Below are 21665 nucleotides of genomic sequence, written 5' to 3' on the forward strand. Positions count from 1 at the left end.
AGGATATCCAATGACCAAAAAACTCGCGATCAAACTGGCGGTGTATTCGGCGTTGTCGCTTGTCGCGATCGGATTACTAGCCGGCGGCTACGTCTGGTATTCGATGGATAAGACGATGAAGGCAATGTACGAGCCGCTGCCTTCGTCGAAGTGGGTAGAGCCGGCGTTCGAGCCGGAGCCGGAGTCGGAGCCTTCGGGGAATGGTAGGGGAGGCGCGACGAAGGAAGCGAGCGGGGAAGGCGCAGGAGAAGGGGAATCGCCGCAGGCTCCGGGAACCGTCGCGGCGGTTCCCGTGTCCGCATCGACGCCGGACGAGTCGCCAAAGACGTTGCTGAGCGAACGGGAAGCGCAGCGCATTCGGAACCCGAACCTCGGTAACGAGGAGCCTTTTACGATTCTGTTGCTAGGCGTAGATGAACGGGCCGGGGATCGCGGGCGCAGCGACACGATGATTTTGCTGACCGTTCAACCGAAGACGGGGTCCGCCCTGGCCTTGTCCATTCCGCGAGACACGAGGGCGTTCATGCCGAACTCCGGCAAATACGACAAGATCAATCACGCTTACGCCTTCGGAGGCACGTCCTTGTCCGTTCAAGCAGTCGAACAGTTATTCGGCGTGCCGATCTCCTATTATATGAAGACGAATATGGAGGGCTTCGTGAATATCGTCGATATCGTCGGTGGGGTGGACGTGAATAACGAGAGGTCTTTCGACTACGAAGGGGCGACTTTTCCCGTTGGGATGCAGCATTTAGACGGTGAACACGCGCTTCTTTATAGCCGCATGCGCAAAGAAGATCCCCATGGCGACTTCGGCAGGACGTCGCGCCAACGCCAGGTGCTGTCCGACGCGATCGACAAAGTCGTCAGAGTGAATTCGATCACGAAGCTGCCGAAGCTGCTGTCCCAGCTCTCGCAGTACGTCCGTACCAGCTTGACGTCGGGCGACATGATCGATCTCGCGATGAACTACCGTCCCGCGATCAAGAACGTGAAGACGTTGATCTTGCAAGGGCAAGGCAAGATGATCGGGGGCATCTACTACTACTCGGTTACGCCGGAGGCTAGGCGGTCGATTCAGAAGGAGATGCTGGAGCATCTCGGTTATTGAAGAGGCTCCGAGGCGAAGCAACACCGATTGACAATATTGTTGTTGACAGGCGCGGGAGTTTGTCCTATTTTGTAAATAGATACGAAATGTATAATTTAGAGACGTATTGTATATATAGGGGGCGCGATATGGAAAGAAACGTATTGTTTTACTGCGTGAAATGCGAACAGTTGAAAACGTTGGAGCAAGCGGGGGTCGTGTTCCGGACCGGGTATTTCCGCGTGTTGTATCCGCTTGGCTGTTGCGTCAACTGCGGCAACGCTACCAGATAAAGTTTGCATAAATTCAAGGCGCCATGGAAAAGAATTGGTATAATCGTATTGATCTTATTCTATTGGCGGAGGTTAGCTCATGGCAGAGTCAAATGTCGTACGCCTGCAGGACGTGACGAAAGTCATCGGCGGGCGCACGATTATCGACCGCGTTTCCTTCGAGGTTCGCCCGGGCGAAGTGTTCGGGTTTCTTGGCCCGAACGGGTCGGGCAAGACGACGACGATCCGGATGATCGTCGGATTGATGGGAGTGACGTCGGGAGATATTCGAATCGGAGAATACAGCGTACGCACGGAGTTCGCGAAAGCGATCGTTCACGTCGGAGCGATCGTGGAAAATCCGGAGATGTACAAGTTCCTAACGGGTTACGATAACCTGCTGCATTATGCCCGCATGAATCCTTCCATTACGAAGGAACGGATTCGGGAAGTGGTCGAGCTCGTCGGGCTTCAGGGGCGCATTCACGACAAGGTGAAGAAGTACTCGCTGGGCATGCGGCAACGGCTCGGCGTCGCGCAGGCGATCATGCACCGCCCTAAGCTCCTCGTGCTGGACGAGCCGACGAACGGCTTGGATCCGGCGGGCATTCGCGAGCTTAGGGACTATTTGCGTCGGTTGGCTCAGGACGAGGGGACGGCGGTTCTCGTATCCTCTCACCTTCTGTCCGAGATGGAGCTCATGTGCGACAGGGTCGCCATTCTTCAGAAGGGCAAGATCATCGACGTCCGCTCGATCCGCGGAGAGAGCGCCATGTCCGCCGTCGCTGACGAAGTGCAGTTCGAGGTCGACCATCCGGACGCCGCGCTCGGAATCCTGGAAGGCCAAGGCAAGGGGCGCGTCGAAGACGGCCTGCTGACGCTGGCGTCCGATCGCGCCGGAATCGCCGCGATTAACCGTAAGCTCGTCGAAGCCGGCATTAACGTGTACGGCATCCGCGCCAAAACCAAATCGCTCGAAGATCAATTCCTCGAGATGACGGGGAGTGAGACGATTGGCTAACTTTTTGAAGCTCGTTCAGAACGAGAACATGAAGGTGTTTCAGCGTGTTCGGACTTGGATCATGATCGGCATCATTATCGTTTTGCCTATTCTGATCTCCCTTGGCGTATATTTGTCCAACGGGGCTAAATCGAATTCCTACTGGTCGATGATGCAGACGGATTCGGCTATTCTTTATATTTTCATCATCATATTCACGGTAGTCGTGGCGGCTGAATCGGTGGCTGGAGAATTCACATGGGGGACGATCAAGCTGTTGCTCATCCGACCATGGAGCCGTTCCGCTATATTGCTATCCAAGTATGTCTCCATGCATATGTTCGCCTTAGCGCTTACGGCGATCGCGTTCGTCGTGACGTTTATCATCAACGTGATCCTTTTTAACGGCCCCGATGCTTCTGAAACAGCTAATTGGGATTATATTTTGAAGTACTACTTGTTCCAATTCATTGTATTGATGTTTATAGTGTCTTTCGGTTTCATGATGTCTTCGGCATTCCGCAGTGGAGGACTCGCGATCGGCTTATCGATCTCGTTGCTTTTCGCAGGTACGATCATTACAGGACCGTTATCGATCTCGAATAAGGCGTGGGTCGAGTATTTACCATTCATGCATATTGTCGGCCTCCTGTCGTACATCTCGGATTCGAACGGCCCATTCGAGAATCACCCGATGTCTCTCGGGTTCTCGCTGGCCGTGCTGGCCGGATATTTTGTTTTGTTTAACTTGGTGTCGTGGACGGTCTTCCGTAAGCGGGACGTGGCGGCATAGAAAAGTATTGAAATATGATGAACCTTGCGGTATTTGGACAAGACTCCGAATCTTTTGATTCGGGGTTTTTTACTTGACTTCCACAGAAAAAGCATCTAAATTAATGTTATTATTGATACGTAATGTATTAAAAAAATGAGGGACTACCGTGATTGATACACATTGTCATATTCTGCCGATGTGCGACGACGGGCCGGACCATTGGATGCAATCGTTGGAAATGGCTAGGGATGCAGTTAGGCAGGGCATTACAACGGTTGTAGCAACACCCCATCATAAGAAACATCTTTATTTCAATGGTTCGGACAAGATTAAGAAGATGGTCGAACAAATGAATGCGATACTGGCTTCGGAGGATATTCCCCTTAAGGTATGGACGGGGCAAGAATATCATCTGAACGCAGTTTATAGTAAGGGATGGGTTAAGGAATTTCCATTGGTTCTAGGTAATAGCAAATATGTTCTGGTAGAGCTTCCATCCCGTGATACGCCGAAATTCCTGCTCGCTTTTATTCAATATCTTAAAGAAAACGATATCGTACCTATCATCGCTCATCCTGAAAGGCATCTTCCGTTTATTCGGGAACCCAATCGTATGTACGATCTCATCGAGTCAGGCGTTCGATTTCAACTTACCGCACCTTCACTAGTTGGCCATTATGGAATAGAGGTACAACAAGCGGCTTGGACGATGGCGCGAAATCACTGGGTTCATCTGCTTGCTTCTGATGCGCATGACATTAACAAGAGAGGGTTTAGGCTTCGCGAGGCCTACTGGCTAATGGAGGCGGGTTTAGGGAAGGAAGCAGCGAGCTTCTTGAAGTCTAATGCGGAGCTGCTCGTGCAAGGGGGAACAATCGAGCAAGGAGCGCCGATTGTTCCCCTGAAATTAAAGCGGAAGAGATTGATTTCGATTTGGCGGTGAAAATGGGGCTCGTACGTCATGGAATCTAGAATTCGGAATATTACTCAGCGCGTGATAGGGTCCTGTCCGGCATGAATTCTGCCTCGCTTATTCCACTAACAATCCATTTGTTCGCAAGCAACTCCACATCCTCCTTATTCCGGTGCCCCACTTGAAGTCAGTTATTTCTTTCCACGTAAACGCGAACGGAGATAGGGTCCATTACGAGAAGGGCGCCTTCTTTTTGTGCTGCATTTTTTATTTTCTCGAAGGTCAAACCCTTTAAGTTGGTTAATGTATTGGTTATCAAACTATCTTTTGTTAAATCTTTAATTGCGGCGACAGCATTGAGGAAAACCTCGAAAGTTGCTTCACTTTCATCAGTAACGACATGAATCTGTTTTGTCGTAATTTCATTCGGAACAAAGGGTTGTCCCGACTTTTGGCCTAAAGATTGCTCCTCGGTATAAGTTCCGTTGTCCTAATCCACCGTAAATCCGTATGAAGTGAATAACATCTATATGATGGATTGAATTATATTCCACAATATGATACGATCTGTAACAGAATTATACGTTTTGTATTATGCATAAACTAGGAGGCGTCAAATTTGTTCAAATCTCGTCGATTTATTCTATGTCTTATCGCATTTCTATTTATTTCTAGCTTAAACCTGAATCCAGCATCTGCACATCTAGCTGTGAATATTATGACACAGCACAACGATAACCAGAGAACTGGCGCCAATCTACAAGAAACCGTCCTGAACACTTCTAATGTTAACCCTGAAAAGTTTGGCAAACTCTATGATATACCGGTGGACGGTCATATATATGCACAACCGCTGTATTTATCGGAAGTGAACATGGATGGAATAGATCGTAATGTTGTTTTTGTCGCTACTATGCATAATACCGTTTACTGCATAGATGCGGATGATCCTAGCGGAAAAGTATTATGGTCTAAGAATTTGGGCCCTTCGGTGCCTCTTCCAGATCCCAACATCGGTAAGCCTGAAGGGTACCGTGACATTAAGGTTGAGATAGGCATTTTATCGACTCCAGTCATAGTTAAGGACGAGAGAGCTATTTACGTTGTTGCGATGACCAAGGAAGACGGTAAATATATTTATAGACTTCATGCTCTCGATTTAATCGATGGATCTGAGAAACTAGGCGGTCCGAAGACGATTACAGCTTCTGTTAAGAATTCTGAAGGTGAGCAAGTTAACTTTGTCAATAATAGGCAAGGTACACGTCCTGCATTGACCTATACTAACGGTAAGATTTACATTGGATCAGCTAGCTTTGGTGCCCAGATCCCTTATTATGGCTGGATATTGGGCTATAATGCTAAAACGTTGGAACAGGAGGTTGTTTTCAACACCGCACCAGATGCAGGAATGGGTGGAGTATGGCAGTCGGGCCAAGGTCTGGTGGTAGACCCGGAAGGTAATCTATATTTCCAAACCGGCGCTGGTGCTGCAACTTGGATGAACGACGGAGTAGACTATGGCGATACTGTTATTAAGATGAGTGGAGACTCTCCAGCTACAATCTTAGACTGGTTTACCCCTTATAATCATGAAGACTTACATTATTGGAATTTGGATTTAAGTTCCTCAGGCAGCATGTTGATACCTGGAAGTAAAACGTTGGTTGCCGGAAGCAAGGAAGGCAAGCTCTATGTATTAAACACAGATCATTTAGGGAAATTGAGTGATCAAGATGCCCAAGTTCAGGTCATACAAGATTCAGTAAAAAATATTCATGGATCACCTGTTTACTGGAACGGACCTGCCGGGCAATGGGTATATGTATGGGGTGAAGAGACCACGCTAAAAGCTTATCAGTTTGACGGCAATCGGCTTTCGAATGTACCTGTTTCACGGAGTTTGGAGGGAACACCTTATGGTATGCCGGGAGGATTTTTATCTATTTCCGCCCACGAAGATCAGGAGGGAACAGGAATTGTGTGGGCTAGTATGCCTTACAAGGATGATGCAAACCAAGCGACAGTTGAGGGAATCGTTCGTGCTTATGATGCAAATGATTTGACCCGTGAGCTCTGGAACTCAAAAATGAACGATGACCGCGATCATCTAGGCAATTTTGCAAAGTTTGTTCCTCCAACCGTAGCTAATGGCAAATTGTATATGGCAACATTTTCTGAAACGTTAAACGTATACGGATTGCTGTCACCTCCTGATCCAACTAGCCTCACAAGCTTAACGCTGAACGATGGCATCATTAAACCAGTTTTTAACAAAACGAATGATACTTATTCTGCCGTGGTCCCTTATGAAGTAGATACCGTGACGGTCCATCCTGCAGCTGCTGTCGGCTCAGTGATATCTGTAGACGGCAAGCAAGTACAAAGCGGACAAGCTAGTGATCCAATTCCTTTAATAGTAGGAACGAATCCTCCCATTCCGATTACAGTCACTGCGGGGGATGCAACGAAACAATACACCGTTTCCGTAACGCGTTCGGATTCCACAATATATGAAGCAGAGTACGCGCAACTATCCAAGGGCACTAAGAAAAACAACGATCATACCAATTATTCCGGCGATGGTTTTGTTGATGGCTATTTTACTATCAACGAAGGAGCAGCTACCACTTTTAACGTAAATGCTGAAGATGCAGGTTCTTATAATGTAGCCATAAGGTATGGCAATGGAACCGGCAGCAATAAAACTTTAACCATCTATGTCAATGGCAACAAAATTAAACAAACACAATTTCTATCTGCAGGGATTAACGATTGGGATACGTGGCAAGACAAGTTCGAATTGCTTACGTTAAATGAAGGAAGCAACACAATCGCTTTGCAATATGACGCAGGAGATACGGCGAACGTAAATCTAGATTACATCTCGATACCTGGAACAACGTCTTTACAAGGCAATGCGAATATTAAAGGTTTGACCCTGACGGATATCCAATTAAAGGAAACAGTGGAGAGCACGGTCTACCAATATACAGCCTCGGTTTCCAATGACATTAGTGCAACAATCGTCGTAGCCGAGGTAGAGAATACAGGGCATGCCACGTGGGCCGCTGAGGTTAACGGCGTTCCGATTGAGGGGCCGGTTCATCTAGAGGTTGGAGATACTACGATTACAGTCATCATTACCGCAGAGGATGGCACGCGCAAAGAATACAAAGTCGTTGTGACACGGGAGGCTGCGCCGCAGTACAACAACGCCATGTTAAAAGGACTAACCTTGGAAGGTATCACGTTGAACGAATCGGTGTCGGGTGCGGTCTACAAATATACGGCAACAACTCCATACGCGACACTCGCAACTAATGTAATACCTCAATTTGAAGAGGGACATGCGACAGCGGTGATCAAGCTGGGCGATGAAACGACAAACGGTACGGTTGAGTTGCAACCTGGTAGGAATGTAATAACCGTGGAAGTTACGGCGGGAGACGGATTAACCAAACAACTCTATACCATTGAAGTCACTAGAGAACTGGCATCCAGCAATGCATTACTATCAAGTCTGGCTATCGAGGGGACCAGTCTAACTCCGGCGTTTACAAGTGCGGAAAAGAACTATACGGCTACGGTTACTAGTAACACTGTCAATGTAACAGCAATGACACAAGACTCAAATGCAGCGAAAGTTATCAAACTCAACGGGCAAGTAGCGGCCAATCCAATTTCTTTGCAATTGGGTGTCAACAGCATAACCATAGATGTTACTGCCCAGGATGGAGCAACGAAGCTCACCTATACGCTGAAAGTAACGCGGAAAAACATCAGCGACGGCGGCGGTGACGGCGGTAGTGGTGGTGGAGGTGGTGGAGGTGGTGGCGGTGGCGGTGGTGGCGGTGGCGGTTTAGCCATACCACAGGATACACCACCGACACTCACTACGGATGCTTCAGGCAAGAAGATCTGGCTTGTAAAACCGAATAAGGACAAATTGATTTCACAGTTGGATCAAGCTGCTTCAGAAGTCGTCATTGACGGGACAACCAGTGAATCTGTGGATCAGCTCACAGTTGAACTGGCGGGAGCGGTGATTGAGAAGGCCAAAAAGGCAAATAAAGCGATCGTTATCAAAGGCAATGGGGTTCAGCTAACGCTGCCATCCGATCTATTCAGTGTGAATGTAGAGAGGGCCACCCTCAAGTTTGATATCCTTCAATCCAAGCATGAAGAAGAAATGCCTTTGGGCCAATTCATATCTCCTAGTTATGAGTTTACGTTAACAGGTGAAGATGGTGTGAAAGTTTCTTCGCTCAGCAAAAGCATGGTCATTTCATTCGACGTCGATGCATCAAAGATCAAAAATCCGAGTTATGCTCAGCTGTACCTGTTCAATGAGAAAACCCAAAAATGGGAGCATGTTACCGGATCTCTGCAAAATGGCTTAATGACAGCCTCAGTTACCCAATTCGCCCAATATGCCGTGTTTGAGACGCACAGAACATTTGCAGATATTCAAGGACACTGGGCACAGAAGGAAATTGAAAATATGGCTGTAAGGCAAATCGTAGAGGGCGTTACGGATACAACCTTCAAGCCGGATGCCAAAGTAACGCGGGCGCAATTCGTGACTCTCTTGGCAAGAGCCCTAAATCTTCATCATAAGGGTGGAAATCAATTTACGGATATTCCGTTAAATGCCTGGTACGCGGACTCCGTCAATGCAGCTTATGAGGCCAAAATCGTCAACGGCGTAGACGACGAAAAGTTTGGGCCTAATGATCTGATTACAAGGGAACAAATGGCAAGCTTGCTAGTCAAAGCTTATCAGTACGCAAGCGGAAAACAATTGCCGATGCCGGCAGGGAACGACGGCATCCCTTTCTCGGACGCTGCGGACATAAGCGGCTGGGCAAAGGAAAATGTAAGAATAAGTTCTGATCTCGGATTAATGGAAGGGGTAAATGGGGTGTTTAATCCCGATGATCCAGCAAGTAGGGCACAATCGGCCGTCGTTATTTTCCGATTATTAAGCTTGTTTGAGTAACAGTAACTTTCAGAAGCGATTAATGCTCCATTACATGCGAAGCCTAGCGATTACCGCCGCTGGTAAGACCAATAAATAAAAATGCAGTCGCCTTCTAACGAAGGACGACTGCATTTTTTTAATGCTGAAATAGAGTACCAGATTCAGATTAGCTTCTATAAATGTACCCTCCGTCAAATCGCTCCATTGTAGCGAGCTCGGTAGCTTGACACCGTGCCGCTCAAAGCCCTCCAGCGTCTTGTATACCGGGAACCCGGCGCGGCTAAGTTAGTCGCCCCAGCCGTGTCGCTTCTTCAATCGCTTGCAGCGCCGTTTCAAAGCCGTAGCATCCGGTAGCTGTTCCATTGTCGCTAACGTCTCCTTCAGCTCCGCATGCTCCAAACCATCCAGTTCCTCGCGCAGCTACTCAGGCATCGAGTTGCGCAATTGGCTGTTTCGCCAAGCACAAGGGTTCTGCAGCAACGCGGAATAAGAGCTGTGAGCCTTCTTATCGACGGGGATGTAACCCCACTCGTCCAGGATTAGGAGTTGGCACCGCCGGATCTCGCTCATGAGCCGCTCGAGTGTGCCACCTCGCTTGGCTTCCGCTAAACGCATCACGAGCACGAGATTGCGCCTTGCGCCTCGCTTGTATAAAGGTTCGCGGCGAAGCGACTCTCGTTCACGCGTTATACTCATTGCACTGCACCTCCAAACGGCTCAAAAAAAGTGTCGTAGACGCCAAGATCAACGCCGTTTCTTTCTTCGGGCTCAAATGTGGCCAGCCAGCACGACGCTGTTCGCACTCGTCAGTCGTCCAAGCTCTGCCGCTTGCTCCATCGCCTGCAGAGCGGTGTCAAAGTCATAACGTCCGGACAGATCATGCATCGTTTGCAGCGTCTCCTTGAGCCCCGCTCGATCGAGTCCGTCCATCTCTTCGCGCAAAGCCATCCACGAGAAACTTGCCGTAGCCATCGGTTTTCACGCGTGTTTAGCGGCAGGAGGCAAACGGCGCATTCAAGTAGCGATGGCTGCACCCACGGCGAAATGGTCCGCTGCCTCTTCCTTCGTGTTACAAATTGCATCTATTTTTATGATACGAATAGTAACAAGACTTCCGACAAAAATCTAGTTCGTATTTCTAAAATAATCATCGAAAAAACCTCGCAGGAAAAGGGATGCGTCAGGATCCTTCCCATGAAGTTTTTTGCGACGTGAAAAAATATGCTTGACATGATACTAATTGTATCATAAATTGAATGTGAAAGGATACATAGTGTAACTATTGAATGCGCATAAAAATGATTGTTGGAGGCTACGAAATGGAACTCACTATAAGAGATTATTTCAAAGTTTTGTACAGAAGGTGGTGGATCATTTGCACGTTTGTCGTACTAGCATGCGGGTTGACCGCCGGATACGATTATTTCTTTCCTAAGCCTGTATATGAAGCAAGCACGAAATTGATCGTGAATAATTCGAATCAGGGTCAAGTTAAGGATAGAGCAGATTCAAACGAAATCAGTTCCAACATCATGTTGATCGAAACCTACAAGGAGATTATTGCTACGCCAGCCATTATGGAAAAAGTGGTAGCTAATCATCCTGAAATCAATAGGGATATCAGTCAATTGATCTCGAACGTGAAAGTAAGCTCCTCCACGGGGTCGCAAGTTATGAGTATTTCCATTCGGGATTCTACGGTTCAGCAAGCCGTGCAAACTGTAAATGCAATTGCGGAAGTGTTTAAGCAAGAGATTCCAAAAATTATGAATGTTGATAATATAACCATTCTAAGCCGCGCCAAAACGAGTGATCACCAATCCCCGGTCTCATATGGAATTTGGTTCAAAACGTTAATTGCTCTTATTCTATCGCTTTTTGTATCTATCGGAATTGTATTTTTATTGGATCACCTTGACGACACTTTAAAGACTGAAAAGGATGTGGAAGCATACTTGCGCTTGCCGACGCTAGCTGCCATTTCCAAGATAAAGACGACGGCGATCAAAAAAAATGCGGATCCCGTAACTAAGAAAATAGGGAGCGAGAATATACATGTCAGTCTCAACCGGTAAGAACAAGTACAAGTACAGGTTAGTCTCTCATTACAATTCGAATCCTATCATTACGGAAGCCTATCGGACTTTGCGAACCAACATTCAGTTTGCCTCCGGCAATCATGAAATCAAGACGCTACTTGTCACATCGACTATTCCTAATGAAGGGAAATCTACCACGATAAGCAATCTGGCAATGACTTATGCCGAAATGAACAAAAAAGTATTGCTTATTGACGCAGATTTGAGAAGGCCGACATTACACCGCATCTTCTCCTCTTCTACAAGATTCGGATTGTCGAATTTACTAACAAACCAATGCAAGCTCGAGGATGCGATCACTGAAACATTCGTTCCTAACTTATCGCTCATCACTTCAGGGCCATTAATATCCAACCCATACGAACTGCTGGGTTCAAACCGAGTAGAAGAGCTGTTGAATCAATTGAAACCTCTCTACGACATGATCCTCATTGATTCGTCTCCCGTTCTAGCCGTATCGGATTCCCAGCTCTTATCGGTCAAGTGTGACGGCGTTCTCTATGTGATCAATTATGGCAAGGTTAAACGGGCAGCTGCTCAAAAAGCAATAACTTCTCTGAGTCATGCGGAAGCGAATGTGTTGGGCGTTGTCATTAATAATAAAAAAAGAATAGATCACGAAGCTGCCTATTATTGAACTCTATAAGCTCTAAGGTAATGTCTACTCTACCTTTATCAAAGTAGGCACTCGATCATGCCGTGGGTGGGAAGCCACCTTAGACGTATATCGTCATGGGTTTGATGTGAGGGGGGGTTAAATGCCCCGCTTTATTATATAAAAAATCGAGGTATGTCTTTTTACAATTTAAGATGACATACCTCGTTTTTTTATTTTCATTAAATACGGTTTTTAAAGGAGAGCACACATATGTTGAAAGTTAGAAAAGCCATTATCCCTGCTGCCGGTTTGGGCACTCGATTCCTGCCTGCTACAAAGGCAATGCCAAAGGAAATGCTGCCGATCGTCGATAAGCCCACCATCCAATACATTGTCGAGGAGGCCGTCGAATCGGGCATTGAAGATATTATCATCGTCACCGGCAAAAACAAACGGTCGATTGAAGATCATTTCGACAATGCCTTCGAGTTGGAGAAGGCTCTATTGGAAAAACAAAAACTGAAATTGCTAGAGGAAGTTCAAAGGTCAAGCAACATTGTCGATATCCACTATATTCGCCAGAAGGAACCAAAGGGATTGGGACATGCGGTTTGGTGCGCGCGCAAGTTCATCGGCGACGAACCGTTTGCCGTGCTGCTGGGCGATGACATTGTCAGGGCCGAAACTCCATGTTTGTTGCAATTAATCCAGCAATTCAATGTTATGCAAAGCTCAGTTATCGGGGTACAGCCTGTGTCGAATGACGATGTCAGCAGATACGGGATTATCGTACCTGGAGAAAGATACGGCAACCTTTATGAAACGAATGGCTTCGTCGAGAAACCCGAACGGGATATGGCACCGTCAAATTTGGCCATTATGGGTCGATATATATTGACTCCGGAGATTTTCGGCTTTTTGGAAAATGCAGAAAGAGGAACGGGGGGAGAAATTCAATTAACGGACGCGATCCAGAAGCTGGCAGAACTCGAAAGGGTGTATGCCTACCAATTCGAAGGCACTCGCTATGATGTCGGCGAAAAGCTTGGATTTATCTTAACCACGATTGACTTTGCTTTGATGAATAAGGAACTTCAGTTGCCTCTAATGAAAGCTTTGGAAGAGATTATTCGACGGAATAGCACATTGACAAGATAGGAGTTAGAGAGATGAGCATGCAGGAGCTTAAAGCAACATTAGAAACACAACAGTACATAGGGTTACAAAAGATTCAACGACACCGTGAGCGACCCTCCTATTTGTTCAGCAAAAGAGGGTTGGATGTGATTTGCTCTTTATTTGGCCTCATCATTTTGTTACCCATCTTTCTAATCATAGGCATCCTTATTAAATTGGAAGACCCGAAGGGGTCTGTTTTTTTTGTGCAGACTCGCATCGGGAAAAACGGCAAGCCGTTCAAAATCTTTAAATTCCGATCGATGATGACAAGCGCAGAGGATATGCTGCATACCTTGCTTGATAAGAATGAAGTCAGCGGGGCTATGTTCAAGATGAAGAATGATCCCCGCGTTTCAAGAATCGGAAGGCTGCTTCGCAAATCAAGCATCGACGAGCTTCCGCAGCTTTGGAACGTGCTGATGGGTGACATGAGCCTGGTCGGACCGAGACCGCCTTTGCCAAGGGAAGTGAAAATGTATACCGCCTATGATATGCAGCGTTTGCTTGTCATTCCTGGCTGTACCGGATTATGGCAAGTGACCGGCCGGAATAGTACAAGCTTCCAGGATATGGTCGAAATCGATTTGAAGTATATTTCCGAAAGGAATTTCATGATTGATCTATTCATTATTTTGAAGACGGTACGCGTCTTTTTCGGATCTAAACATGCATTTTAGTACAAAGGGTGAACCTATGAAAAAACCGGTAGCCGTATACATTACCAATATACCCGTTCCTTATCGATACCGATTATATCAATCTTTCTGCAATACTCCAGAGTTTGAAGGCTGGATTTTTTTCGATTCCTTATCCTACGGGGAAACTTGGGCTTCCCAAATGGATCACGGAGTCAAATATGAAGTGCTGGGCGGCAAATCCATTCGCTCCGAAACTGGCAAAACTCCGATAAATTTCAAATTGATTCGGCAGTTATGGAGCAAGTCCCCGGATATCGTCGTATTAACCGATTTCTCACCGTTATTGATTGTTCAGACGTTGCTGTATCTTTTATTCGCCAGAAAGCAAGTCAAACTCATCTCCATGACGGATGAGAATAGAGACTTTTTTCAAAAGTTGTCATTTCAATGGATTCGATTATGGTTTCGAAAGATCATCCTTCGTTACTCTGCGGCGTGCATTTGCTGCAGTGAAAATTCAAGAAAGCACATCGAGAGCATCTCCAAAAAAATGAAGGGAAAGACGATCGTTTCTTATTTGACACCCGAAGCCAGTTATTATGAAAAGTCGACGCTCTCGGGAACGGGACAAGAACGCATCGATATCCTCACGGTTTGCCGGCTTGTTGATTTGAAGAAAGTGGACCGAGTCATTAAAGCCGTAAAAATATTGCACGAAAGAAACGATAAGAAAAATTGGAAAGTAACGATTGTTGGAGATGGCCCGGAAGAAGAAAACCTGAAGCAGCTGGTAAGCTCATTGGGATTAGACGAACGAGTGTTCTTCTTGGGAAGATTAATAGGCAAGGAAGTACAGAACGTCTATGCTCAATCCAATATCTTTATGTTGACGAGCTATAAAGAACCTTGGGGAGTCGTTGTTCACGAAGCGATGCTGAAGGGGTTGGCCCCCATTGTAACGAAAGCGGTCGGAGCATCCGAACTCGTCAATCACGCAGGGGGCATTGTCATCGATGACCAAGTCGACGAGCAATCTCTCATTCTGGATCTTGCAAATTCTCTAGAAGATTTGATGAATAACCCACAAAAACTGAAAGAGATACAACAAAAGAGTATCCAAATCGCGAATCAGATCACCATCGATGAAGAAGTGGCAACCTATTTATCAGCAGTTAGATAAGGATGGATAACCATGCAACCGATTAAAATTGCACATGTCCATAACTATTATCAGCAAGAAGGCGGAGAAGACAAGGTTGTTAGACAAGAAATCGAGATGTTGCGCGAGGTAGGGCACGAGGTCATTGTATATGACAAACACAATGATGAACTTAAAAACATGTCTCAATGGAAAAAGCTTGCTGCGATGATTCAAACCGTCTGGTCCATTCAAGTCTATATGGATTTTAAAAGGTTTCTGCTTCAGAACAAACCTGATCTTGTCCATTTCCATAATACCTTTCCATTAATATCTCCGTCGGCCTATTTTGCGGCCCAAAAAATGGGCATCCCGGTCGTGCAAACCTTACATAACTATCGACTGCTTTGTCCGGCGGGAGTGTTCTATCATCATGGAGAAGTTTGTGAAAAATGTTCACAAGGAACCTTGATGAATTCAATCCTATTGGGTTGTTATCGAAATTCCCGGCTTCAGAGCGCAGTCGTCGCCACCATGCTCTGGGTTAACCGATTGCTGGGTACATGGAACAGAAAGGTTGATCGATATATTGTGCTAACCGAATTCGCCAAACAAAAATTCGTGGAAAAAGGTCTTCCGGAAAAGAAAATCACCGTTAAATCAAATTTTACCAAAGATAACATCGAGCCGACTCCCAGGAAAGAGTTTTTCTTATTTGTGGGAAGGCTATCTACCGAGAAGGGGGTGGATCTTCTCGTCGATGCCTGGAAATCGATGGACCCTTCCTTGCAACTTGTCATTATTGGAGATGGACCTGAGTATCCGCAATTAAGGGAGACGGCCAAAAACCATCCTAACATTCAATTTCTGGGTAAGCAGGACTCCTCCGTCGTCATGCAGCGTATGAGAGAGGCCCGTTTCCTGATAGTTCCATCCATCTGGTATGAAGGCTTCCCCATGGCTGTTATTGAGGCTTATTCCGTAGGTACGCCCGTGATATGCAATCGAATAGGTTCTCTTCAGGAAATCGTCGTTGATTCGGTAACAGGGTTTCATTATGACGCGCACAAGAAGGGTGAACTCGCGCAAGCCATTCAAAGGGCAACGGAAGAAGGCGCATATGAGGTTATGTGCGCGAATGTACAACGTATTTATCGCAGCCAATATACCAAGGAATTGAACATTGCTCGGCTATTGGAAGTATATGATGAGGTTTTAGAGCCTGCAAACAAGCTTGCAGATAGCACCCAGAACCAGGAGCGGCTTAGAAGCGGTTATATATTGGATTCCCAAATCACCGCGCTAAGTTTCAATGAAACTTTACAGCAAATCGGTCAATGGATAGAGAAGGGCATTTCGAAATATGTTTGTGTTTGTACGACTCATTCCTTAGTAACGGCAAGCCAACATAACGAGTTCAAGCAAGCGTTGAATCAAGCCGGCATATGCACTCCGGATGGAATGCCATTGGTATGGGCTCTACGTGCCTTAGGCTATAAACAACAAGAACGCGTAGACGGTACTACTCTCACGAAGGAATTGTGTAGGTTATCAAGTAAAAACCTGTACAGAATCTATCTCTACGGATGCACTCCAAGCACATTAGATACATTGAAACAAAAGCTTGAACACGATTACCCAGGCATTCAAATCGTGGGCACGGCTTCGCCGCCATTCAGAAAGTTGGATGAGGAAGAGGAAAGAAAGTATATCAACGATATTAATCAGGCTAATCCAGATCTAGTTTTCGTAGCCTTGGGTTGTCCGAAGCAGGAAATATGGATGAATAAAAACCGGTATGACGTCAAAGGGGTCATGATCGGCGTAGGAGCCGCTTTTGATTATTTGGCCGGCAACATTACCCGTCCTCCGTTATTCATCCAAAAATCAGGGTTGGAGTGGTTGTTTCGTTTAATGATGGAACCGAGACGCCTTTGGAAACGATATTTGTACAATAATTCCGTATTTATTTATAAATACATTAAGTCTTTTCATCGGAATAAAGTTAACACAAATAAACTGAACGCCTAGTGGAAAATGGGTGAAACATATGAGGTTAATTCTTCTTTCCGGTGGATCGGGTAAGAGATTATGGCCATTGTCAAATGATGCGAGATCCAAACAATTTTTGAAAATATTGCAAGGTCCGGACAATCAATTCGAGTCGATGGTACAACGCATATGGCGTCAACTGAATAATGTGGGGCTTGCAGAACATAGCATTATCGCTACTGGCCCGAATCAAGTGGATATGATCGTGAATCAACTCGGTGCTCAAGTCCCGATCATTGTGGAACCGGAGCGTCGGGATACCTTTGCTGCAGTCGCGCTCTCAGCGGCGTATCTCTACTCGGTCCTCGGAGTAAGCTTAAATGAAACGGTCGTCGTTATGCCGGTAGATTCCTATGTTGATGATGTGTTCTTCAATAAAATCAAAGAAATGGATCGTGTTTTGAACCAATCTTCGGCCAACTTAGTTTTAATGGGGGCGTCGCCCACCTATCCTTCGGCTAAGTACGGCTATATGGTTCCGGATTTATCTCCAGCGGATGAAGCCTTCTTCAAAGTCAAACATTTTCACGAGAAGCCGACCGAAGAAAAAGCAAGGTCATTAATCGAAACGGACAATGCTTTTTGGAATTGCGGCGTGTTCGCATTTAAACTCGATTATTTGATTACGCTGCTGTACGACAAGGGCATTCCCCTTCAATATGAGCAGCTCGTCAAACAGTATCATGTGTTGAAAAAAACGAGCTTTGACTACGAAGTTGTAGAAAAGGAACTCCATATTGCAATGCTTCCGTATGAGGGGGATTGGAAGGATCTTGGAACGTGGAATACTCTGACGGAAGAGATGGCCGCTCCGCAAATCGGAATATGCATGAGCAGCAGCGATTCCCACAATACTCATATAATCAATGAATTGCATATACCTGTATCTGTTCTTGGCTTGTCTAATATAGTGGTCGTAGTTAGTCCGGATGGCGTGCTAGTTTCGGATAAACAGGCAAGTCCACGTCTGAAAGAGGTTATCACCTTCGAGCAGCGGCCTATGTTCGAAGAACATCAGTGGGGAACGAGTAAGGTTCTGGATTTTTCTGAACATGGAATGGAGAGCGAAGTGTTGACCAAGCGGATTAGGATCGAAGCGGGGAAGCAGACCGGAATAGAAGTTCATTTTAAGCGCATGGAAATATGGAATGTCATAAGCGGAACAGGCGAAATCTATTTGGACGGAAAAATAATTTCAGTCCAAAAGGGTTTTACTTGCCTAATACCTCCCAGGATGCAGCATGGAATAAAAGCGATCTCGGAATTGGAGCTTATTGAAATACAAGAGGGCAGCCCTTTAAGCTCCGATGACATTGTGAATTTTTCTTTTTCGTGGGAAAGTGCGGTGGTATGAAATGTTAGAGTACCAAAATCCTTACCGCCCTACAGTCGTGGGCGGTTTTTTAGCGGTTGTCCTATTATGCTGCAGTTTAGTTGATATTCCCAATCGACTTGAACTGGGGCCTTTTTCCGGCCAAGCTGCACTAACTATTCTCTATACCCTTTTAATGGGGTATATGTGGCTCAATCGTCCGATCAGCTCAATAAGTTTAGTACATACTCTTTCGTTTGCTTATTTTCTCATTTGGTGTTTAGCCAGTTTTATTTGGCATGATATCACCAAGCAGGGCATCCAAAACATTTTCGTTTTCATGTCTTTTTTTGGAATCATTCTAGTTGTTTCAAGAGAATACGCTATAAACCCTGGATTACAATCTCGAATTCAAAAGGTTTTCAAAATTTCTTCAGCACTCTCTATTCTTCTTTATTTACCAACCTTATTTCTTACAGGTTTGGGAAATGGAATATTGATCAGTTCGCGTTCATTTGCTTTATTTGGCCTCATCTGTTTAGCCTATCTGTTAGTGGAGTGGAGATATAGCAAACAGAAATTTTGGTTTTTTGCTTCTATTGGAATGATGATCATCATTACTTTAAGCCTATCGCGAACCGCAATGGTCACTGGGGTTGTAATGATGATTCTGTCCAGGTACAGATTTTTTGGATTGAGGAATAAGATGAAGTTTTTTATGGTCGTGTTCATCTCTATCGTTCTATTGTTAAGTACTATCTTTTACTTTGAACCTGTCAAATCAAGATTCTTTGAAGGGGATACCTCGATGAGCATTGGGGCAATTCCAATCAATGCAATGGGGAGGACGCAAATATGGGAAACTGTCCTCCAATCGTTCTGGTTATCTCCTATTGTCGGTAATGGAGCAGGGGCAGCTGAAGAGGTTCTAAAACAGAAATTAATTACGGAAACACAACCGCATAATGATTATTTGCGCATTCTTCACGATTATGGGATAGTGGGGTTTTCTTTTTGGGTAATAGCCTTTGTCGGATTGCTTCTGGCCACTTGGAGATCTTGGAGAACAGCGGATTATTTGAACCATTCCAGTGCTAGAAATCACATGGCTGCGTTTCTGGCAATCGTATCCATTGCTTTTGCTTCTATGACCGATAATGTCGTCGTTTATATTTTTGTCATGGCGCCAGCGGCTATTCTAATTGGATTGTCAATTGGCAACAAACAGAAGGTTGAACAAAACGGCAGGGGAAGTGCGGTGGGATAGAGTGTCAGAACAAGGCTTGCGCCATAAGATCATCCATGAAGGCAGCTTTCTGATGGTTAGAATCGGTCTCGGGTTTGTAATAAGCTTTTTCGGTATGCTTTTCCTCATGCGGTTGATTGGCGTTCAGAACTACGGTATGTATGCAACGGTTACTGGAATTAATTCATACATCTATGAATTATGTACTCTGGGAATCATTTACTACTTGATTCGAAGCGAGAAGGAAACGGAACAAAATCAATATCATTTAGCTTTTACGTTTATTCTGGTCATCTCAATCGCTGCCTTTCTGATCGGGTTCGGAATGTCCTTTTTACTGGGTGATTGGCTGCATAACGAAGAGATTCAATTACCGTTCATAATCATGCTTTTCAGCCTTTTTAATGGCGCGTACATTATGCCTGCCATGGCTATGCTGGAGAGAGGGTTGGACTACCGAAAAATTGCTTTTTTAGAGTTTTATACGCAAATCATTTACTACGGTACATCTTTGTTGCTAGCGTATCTTCAATTCGGAATTTGGGCGCCCATCATCGGAAATCTGTTGCAAGGAATTTCGACGGTTGCAATCTGTTATTTTATTACGAAATATCGACCGGCTTTCTATTGGAATTGGGATATGCTCAAATCCATGTTGAAATACGTGTTCGGCAATACGGCTTCAAAACGCATTTGGGCACTTCGGAATTTGGTTAACCCGTTACTAGTAGCCAAGTTCGTCGGGCTGGATGGCGTGGCCTGCATCTCGCTTGCGATCCGGGTAGTTGAAGCGCTTTGCTTCGTAAACAAGGTATTCCAGCGCATTTCGTTCTCATTACTATCCAAAATCCAAAGCGATAAGCGACGAGTAGAAAATGCAATTAATGAAGCTATGATTCTGCAAATATTATCGCTTGCCCCGTTTCTCATCGGCTTTGGTACCGTTGCGCATTGGATTATCCCCTATTTCTTCGGTGAAGGCTGGTCAACTGCATCTCAAATATACCCTTTTATCGCAATAGGGTACATCGTGTTTGCAATGTTTAATTTACATGTGAATTTACTGTATATTCACGCCTCCATGTGGGAGGTATTTAAATTCAACATTGTTCACGTTGCGATCTTCATAACCTCAGCCTATTTGACCCTGCCGTGGATCGGGATCTATGGATATGCATTTGCGGAGATGACGGCCCTTGCTTCCTATTTTGTTATCCATTTATCTATACGCAAAAATTATCAGCTTCACTATAGGTTGCCTTTAATATGCTTGTCAACGTGTATCCCAATAGTCTTTCTTCCCACGTTGGCTTTCCCATGGGCACTGTTGCTTCTAGTTCCGGCGCTTGCCATTATGATATTTGCCTATTATAAAGTTGGCATTTTTACCTATGTTCAGCAATTTCGCAAGATGAAATTAGCAGGCGATAACCAATGAGTAGGGGAGCAATAGCAATGAATGAACAGTTACGCAATGAGGAAATTCATATCGTTGGTGCTGTCGATAACAATTACGCGCAGCATCTTGGCGTTACTTTTACATCTACGCTCATGAACATCCCCACAGGGACCTTCGCTCATCTTTACGTTATAAGCACGGGAATAACCGAAGAAAATCAAAATAAACTCGAAAAGACCGTCAGCCGTTTTAATGCACGTATTCAGTTCATTAGGGTGGACAGCGCTCCCTATGAAGTATTCCATACAAGTGGCCACATTACAAAAGCTGCCTATTTAAGGTTGGCAATCCCGGATATTCTTCCTTTATCCGTCCAGAAAGTAATCTATTTGGATAGCGATGTCGTGGTTACCGGTAATATCGTTGAATTGTGGGAAACGGATTTAAAAGGGCATGCAATCGCTGCAGTACCCGATTTCTTAATGTATTCTCGTTGCAAGGATTTGCAAATTCCGGAAGGAGCTTATTTTAATTCGGGAATCATGATCATGAACTTGTCGAAATGGAGGAAAGAGTCCCTCACGAGAAAGGCAATGGATTACATCGCTCGGAGTACGATTACATTGGCTTGTCACGATCAAGATGTACTGAATGCCCTGTTATTTGATGATTGGTTGGAGCTGCCCCTAACTTGGAATGTGAATACGTTCATTGTGAAGGAGTGGAAGGTATCAAATCCTCCGGCAATCATTCATTATACGGATGTAAGCAAGCCATGGCATTTAGATAACTTTCATCCCTTCAAGAAGGAATATTACAAATATAAACGAATGACCGAATGGAAATCGAGCATGCCTGAAGTTAATCTGAACCGTATCATGATCCGGATGGCCAAAAAAGTGTTGCCAAAATCTATAAAAAAAGCAGTAAAAAAAGCAGCAACTAAAGTCATGTCAAACTAATGAAGGGA

Annotated in this window: 18 protein-coding genes; 16 read left to right on the top strand and 2 right to left on the bottom strand. The window is 45.3% G+C overall.

The features are described 5' to 3' along the window. Positions 1-10: 10 nt before the first annotated feature. From ACFPPD_RS26115 to ACFPPD_RS26140, 6 genes are all read left to right on the top strand, one after another. A complete protein-coding gene (locus tag ACFPPD_RS26115) occupies positions 11-1111 on the top strand; it encodes an LCP family glycopolymer transferase (protein WP_209749052.1) in 1101 nt (366 codons plus the stop codon). Positions 1112-1239: 128 nt separating this feature from the next. After that, positions 1240-1383: a hypothetical protein gene (locus tag ACFPPD_RS26120; protein ID WP_209749053.1), complete on the top strand. Its 144-nt coding sequence runs from the start codon at positions 1240-1242 to the stop codon at positions 1381-1383. A gap of 79 nt (positions 1384-1462) precedes the next feature. Further along, positions 1463-2383 (top strand): ABC transporter ATP-binding protein, encoded by a 921-nt coding sequence (locus ACFPPD_RS26125; protein WP_209749054.1) that lies wholly within the window; start codon positions 1463-1465, stop codon positions 2381-2383. Continuing rightward, entirely contained in the window at positions 2376-3155 is a 780-nt protein-coding gene (locus ACFPPD_RS26130) for an ABC transporter permease (RefSeq protein WP_209749055.1), read from the top strand. The genes ACFPPD_RS26125 and ACFPPD_RS26130 overlap by 8 nt, the downstream gene beginning before the upstream one ends. A gap of 148 nt (positions 3156-3303) precedes the next feature. Next, on the top strand, positions 3304-4080 hold the full coding sequence (locus ACFPPD_RS26135; RefSeq protein ID WP_209749056.1) for a tyrosine-protein phosphatase: 777 nt from the start codon (positions 3304-3306) through the stop codon (positions 4078-4080). Positions 4081-4669: 589 nt separating this feature from the next. Continuing rightward, on the top strand, positions 4670-9052 hold the full coding sequence (locus tag ACFPPD_RS26140; RefSeq protein ID WP_209749057.1) for a cadherin-like beta sandwich domain-containing protein: 4383 nt from the start codon (positions 4670-4672) through the stop codon (positions 9050-9052). Positions 9053-9454: 402 nt separating this feature from the next. Here ACFPPD_RS26140 and ACFPPD_RS26145 read toward each other — a convergent pair whose 3' ends face one another. After that, positions 9455-9730, bottom strand: coding sequence for an ATP-binding protein (locus ACFPPD_RS26145; protein ID WP_378083918.1), 276 nt, complete (start codon positions 9728-9730; stop codon positions 9455-9457). Positions 9731-9802: 72 nt separating this feature from the next. Continuing rightward, entirely contained in the window at positions 9803-10006 is a 204-nt protein-coding gene (locus tag ACFPPD_RS26150; protein WP_209749058.1) for a hypothetical protein, read from the bottom strand. A 347-nt stretch (positions 10007-10353) separates the two neighbouring features. Between ACFPPD_RS26150 and ACFPPD_RS26155 the strand changes: the two genes are divergently transcribed. The 10 genes from ACFPPD_RS26155 to ACFPPD_RS26200 all read left to right on the top strand — a co-directional run bounded on the left by ACFPPD_RS26155 (position 10354) and on the right by ACFPPD_RS26200 (position 21657). After that, on the top strand, positions 10354-11109 hold the full coding sequence (locus ACFPPD_RS26155) for a YveK family protein (RefSeq protein WP_209749059.1): 756 nt from the start codon (positions 10354-10356) through the stop codon (positions 11107-11109). Next, a complete protein-coding gene (locus ACFPPD_RS26160; RefSeq protein ID WP_209749060.1) occupies positions 11090-11770 on the top strand; it encodes a CpsD/CapB family tyrosine-protein kinase in 681 nt (226 codons plus the stop codon). Before ACFPPD_RS26155 ends, ACFPPD_RS26160 begins: the two co-directional genes overlap by 20 nt. 231 nt (positions 11771-12001) lie before the next feature. Then, on the top strand, positions 12002-12889 hold the full coding sequence (gene galU / locus ACFPPD_RS26165; RefSeq protein ID WP_209749061.1) for a UTP--glucose-1-phosphate uridylyltransferase GalU: 888 nt from the start codon (positions 12002-12004) through the stop codon (positions 12887-12889). Between the two features lie 11 nt (positions 12890-12900). Further along, positions 12901-13587, top strand: a complete 687-nt coding sequence (locus ACFPPD_RS26170; RefSeq protein WP_209749062.1) for a sugar transferase — start codon at positions 12901-12903, stop codon at positions 13585-13587. A 16-nt stretch (positions 13588-13603) separates the two neighbouring features. Next, positions 13604-14728 (top strand): glycosyltransferase family 4 protein, encoded by a 1125-nt coding sequence (locus ACFPPD_RS26175; protein ID WP_209749063.1) that lies wholly within the window; start codon positions 13604-13606, stop codon positions 14726-14728. A 12-nt stretch (positions 14729-14740) separates the two neighbouring features. After that, on the top strand, positions 14741-16717 hold the full coding sequence (locus ACFPPD_RS26180) for a WecB/TagA/CpsF family glycosyltransferase (protein ID WP_378083921.1): 1977 nt from the start codon (positions 14741-14743) through the stop codon (positions 16715-16717). 19 nt (positions 16718-16736) lie between these two features. Next, complete coding sequence (locus tag ACFPPD_RS26185; protein ID WP_209749064.1) at positions 16737-18092, top strand: sugar phosphate nucleotidyltransferase; 1356 nt, start codon at positions 16737-16739, stop codon at positions 18090-18092. 1 nt (position 18093) lies between these two features. Further along, positions 18094-19317: an O-antigen ligase family protein gene (locus tag ACFPPD_RS26190; protein WP_209749065.1), complete on the top strand. Its 1224-nt coding sequence runs from the start codon at positions 18094-18096 to the stop codon at positions 19315-19317. Between the two features lies 1 nt (position 19318). Continuing rightward, positions 19319-20734 carry an oligosaccharide flippase family protein gene (locus tag ACFPPD_RS26195; protein ID WP_209749066.1) on the top strand — a complete coding sequence of 472 codons (1416 nt, stop codon included), beginning with the start codon at positions 19319-19321 and terminating at the stop codon, positions 20732-20734. 17 nt (positions 20735-20751) lie between these two features. After that, a complete protein-coding gene (locus tag ACFPPD_RS26200; RefSeq protein WP_209749067.1) occupies positions 20752-21657 on the top strand; it encodes a glycosyltransferase family 8 protein in 906 nt (301 codons plus the stop codon). The last annotated feature ends 8 nt before the right edge of the window (positions 21658-21665 follow it).

This window comes from Cohnella suwonensis (assembly GCF_042655365.1).
Taxonomy (GTDB): Bacteria; Bacillota; Bacilli; order Paenibacillales; family Paenibacillaceae; genus Cohnella; species Cohnella suwonensis.

Bases quoted from the DNA above. Each gene is read 5' to 3' on its own strand.
- ACFPPD_RS26115 (WP_209749052.1), top strand. From the start codon at position 11: ATGACCAAAAAACTCGCGATCAAACTGGCGGTGTATTCGGCGTTGTCG.
- ACFPPD_RS26120 (WP_209749053.1), top strand. From the start codon at position 1,240: ATGGAAAGAAACGTATTGTTTTACTGCGTGAAATGCGAACAGTTGAAA.
- ACFPPD_RS26125 (WP_209749054.1), top strand. From the start codon at position 1,463: ATGGCAGAGTCAAATGTCGTACGCCTGCAGGACGTGACGAAAGTCATC.
- ACFPPD_RS26145 (WP_378083918.1), bottom strand. From the start codon at position 9,730: ATGAGTATAACGCGTGAACGAGAGTCGCTTCGCCGCGAACCTTTATAC.
- ACFPPD_RS26150 (WP_209749058.1), bottom strand. From the start codon at position 10,006: ATGGCTACGGCAAGTTTCTCGTGGATGGCTTTGCGCGAAGAGATGGAC.
- ACFPPD_RS26155 (WP_209749059.1), top strand. From the start codon at position 10,354: ATGGAACTCACTATAAGAGATTATTTCAAAGTTTTGTACAGAAGGTGG.
- ACFPPD_RS26160 (WP_209749060.1), top strand. From the start codon at position 11,090: ATGTCAGTCTCAACCGGTAAGAACAAGTACAAGTACAGGTTAGTCTCT.
- galU (WP_209749061.1), top strand. From the start codon at position 12,002: ATGTTGAAAGTTAGAAAAGCCATTATCCCTGCTGCCGGTTTGGGCACT.
- ACFPPD_RS26170 (WP_209749062.1), top strand. From the start codon at position 12,901: ATGAGCATGCAGGAGCTTAAAGCAACATTAGAAACACAACAGTACATA.
- ACFPPD_RS26175 (WP_209749063.1), top strand. From the start codon at position 13,604: ATGAAAAAACCGGTAGCCGTATACATTACCAATATACCCGTTCCTTAT.
- ACFPPD_RS26180 (WP_378083921.1), top strand. From the start codon at position 14,741: ATGCAACCGATTAAAATTGCACATGTCCATAACTATTATCAGCAAGAA.
- ACFPPD_RS26185 (WP_209749064.1), top strand. From the start codon at position 16,737: ATGAGGTTAATTCTTCTTTCCGGTGGATCGGGTAAGAGATTATGGCCA.
- ACFPPD_RS26190 (WP_209749065.1), top strand. From the start codon at position 18,094: ATGTTAGAGTACCAAAATCCTTACCGCCCTACAGTCGTGGGCGGTTTT.
- ACFPPD_RS26200 (WP_209749067.1), top strand. From the start codon at position 20,752: ATGAATGAACAGTTACGCAATGAGGAAATTCATATCGTTGGTGCTGTC.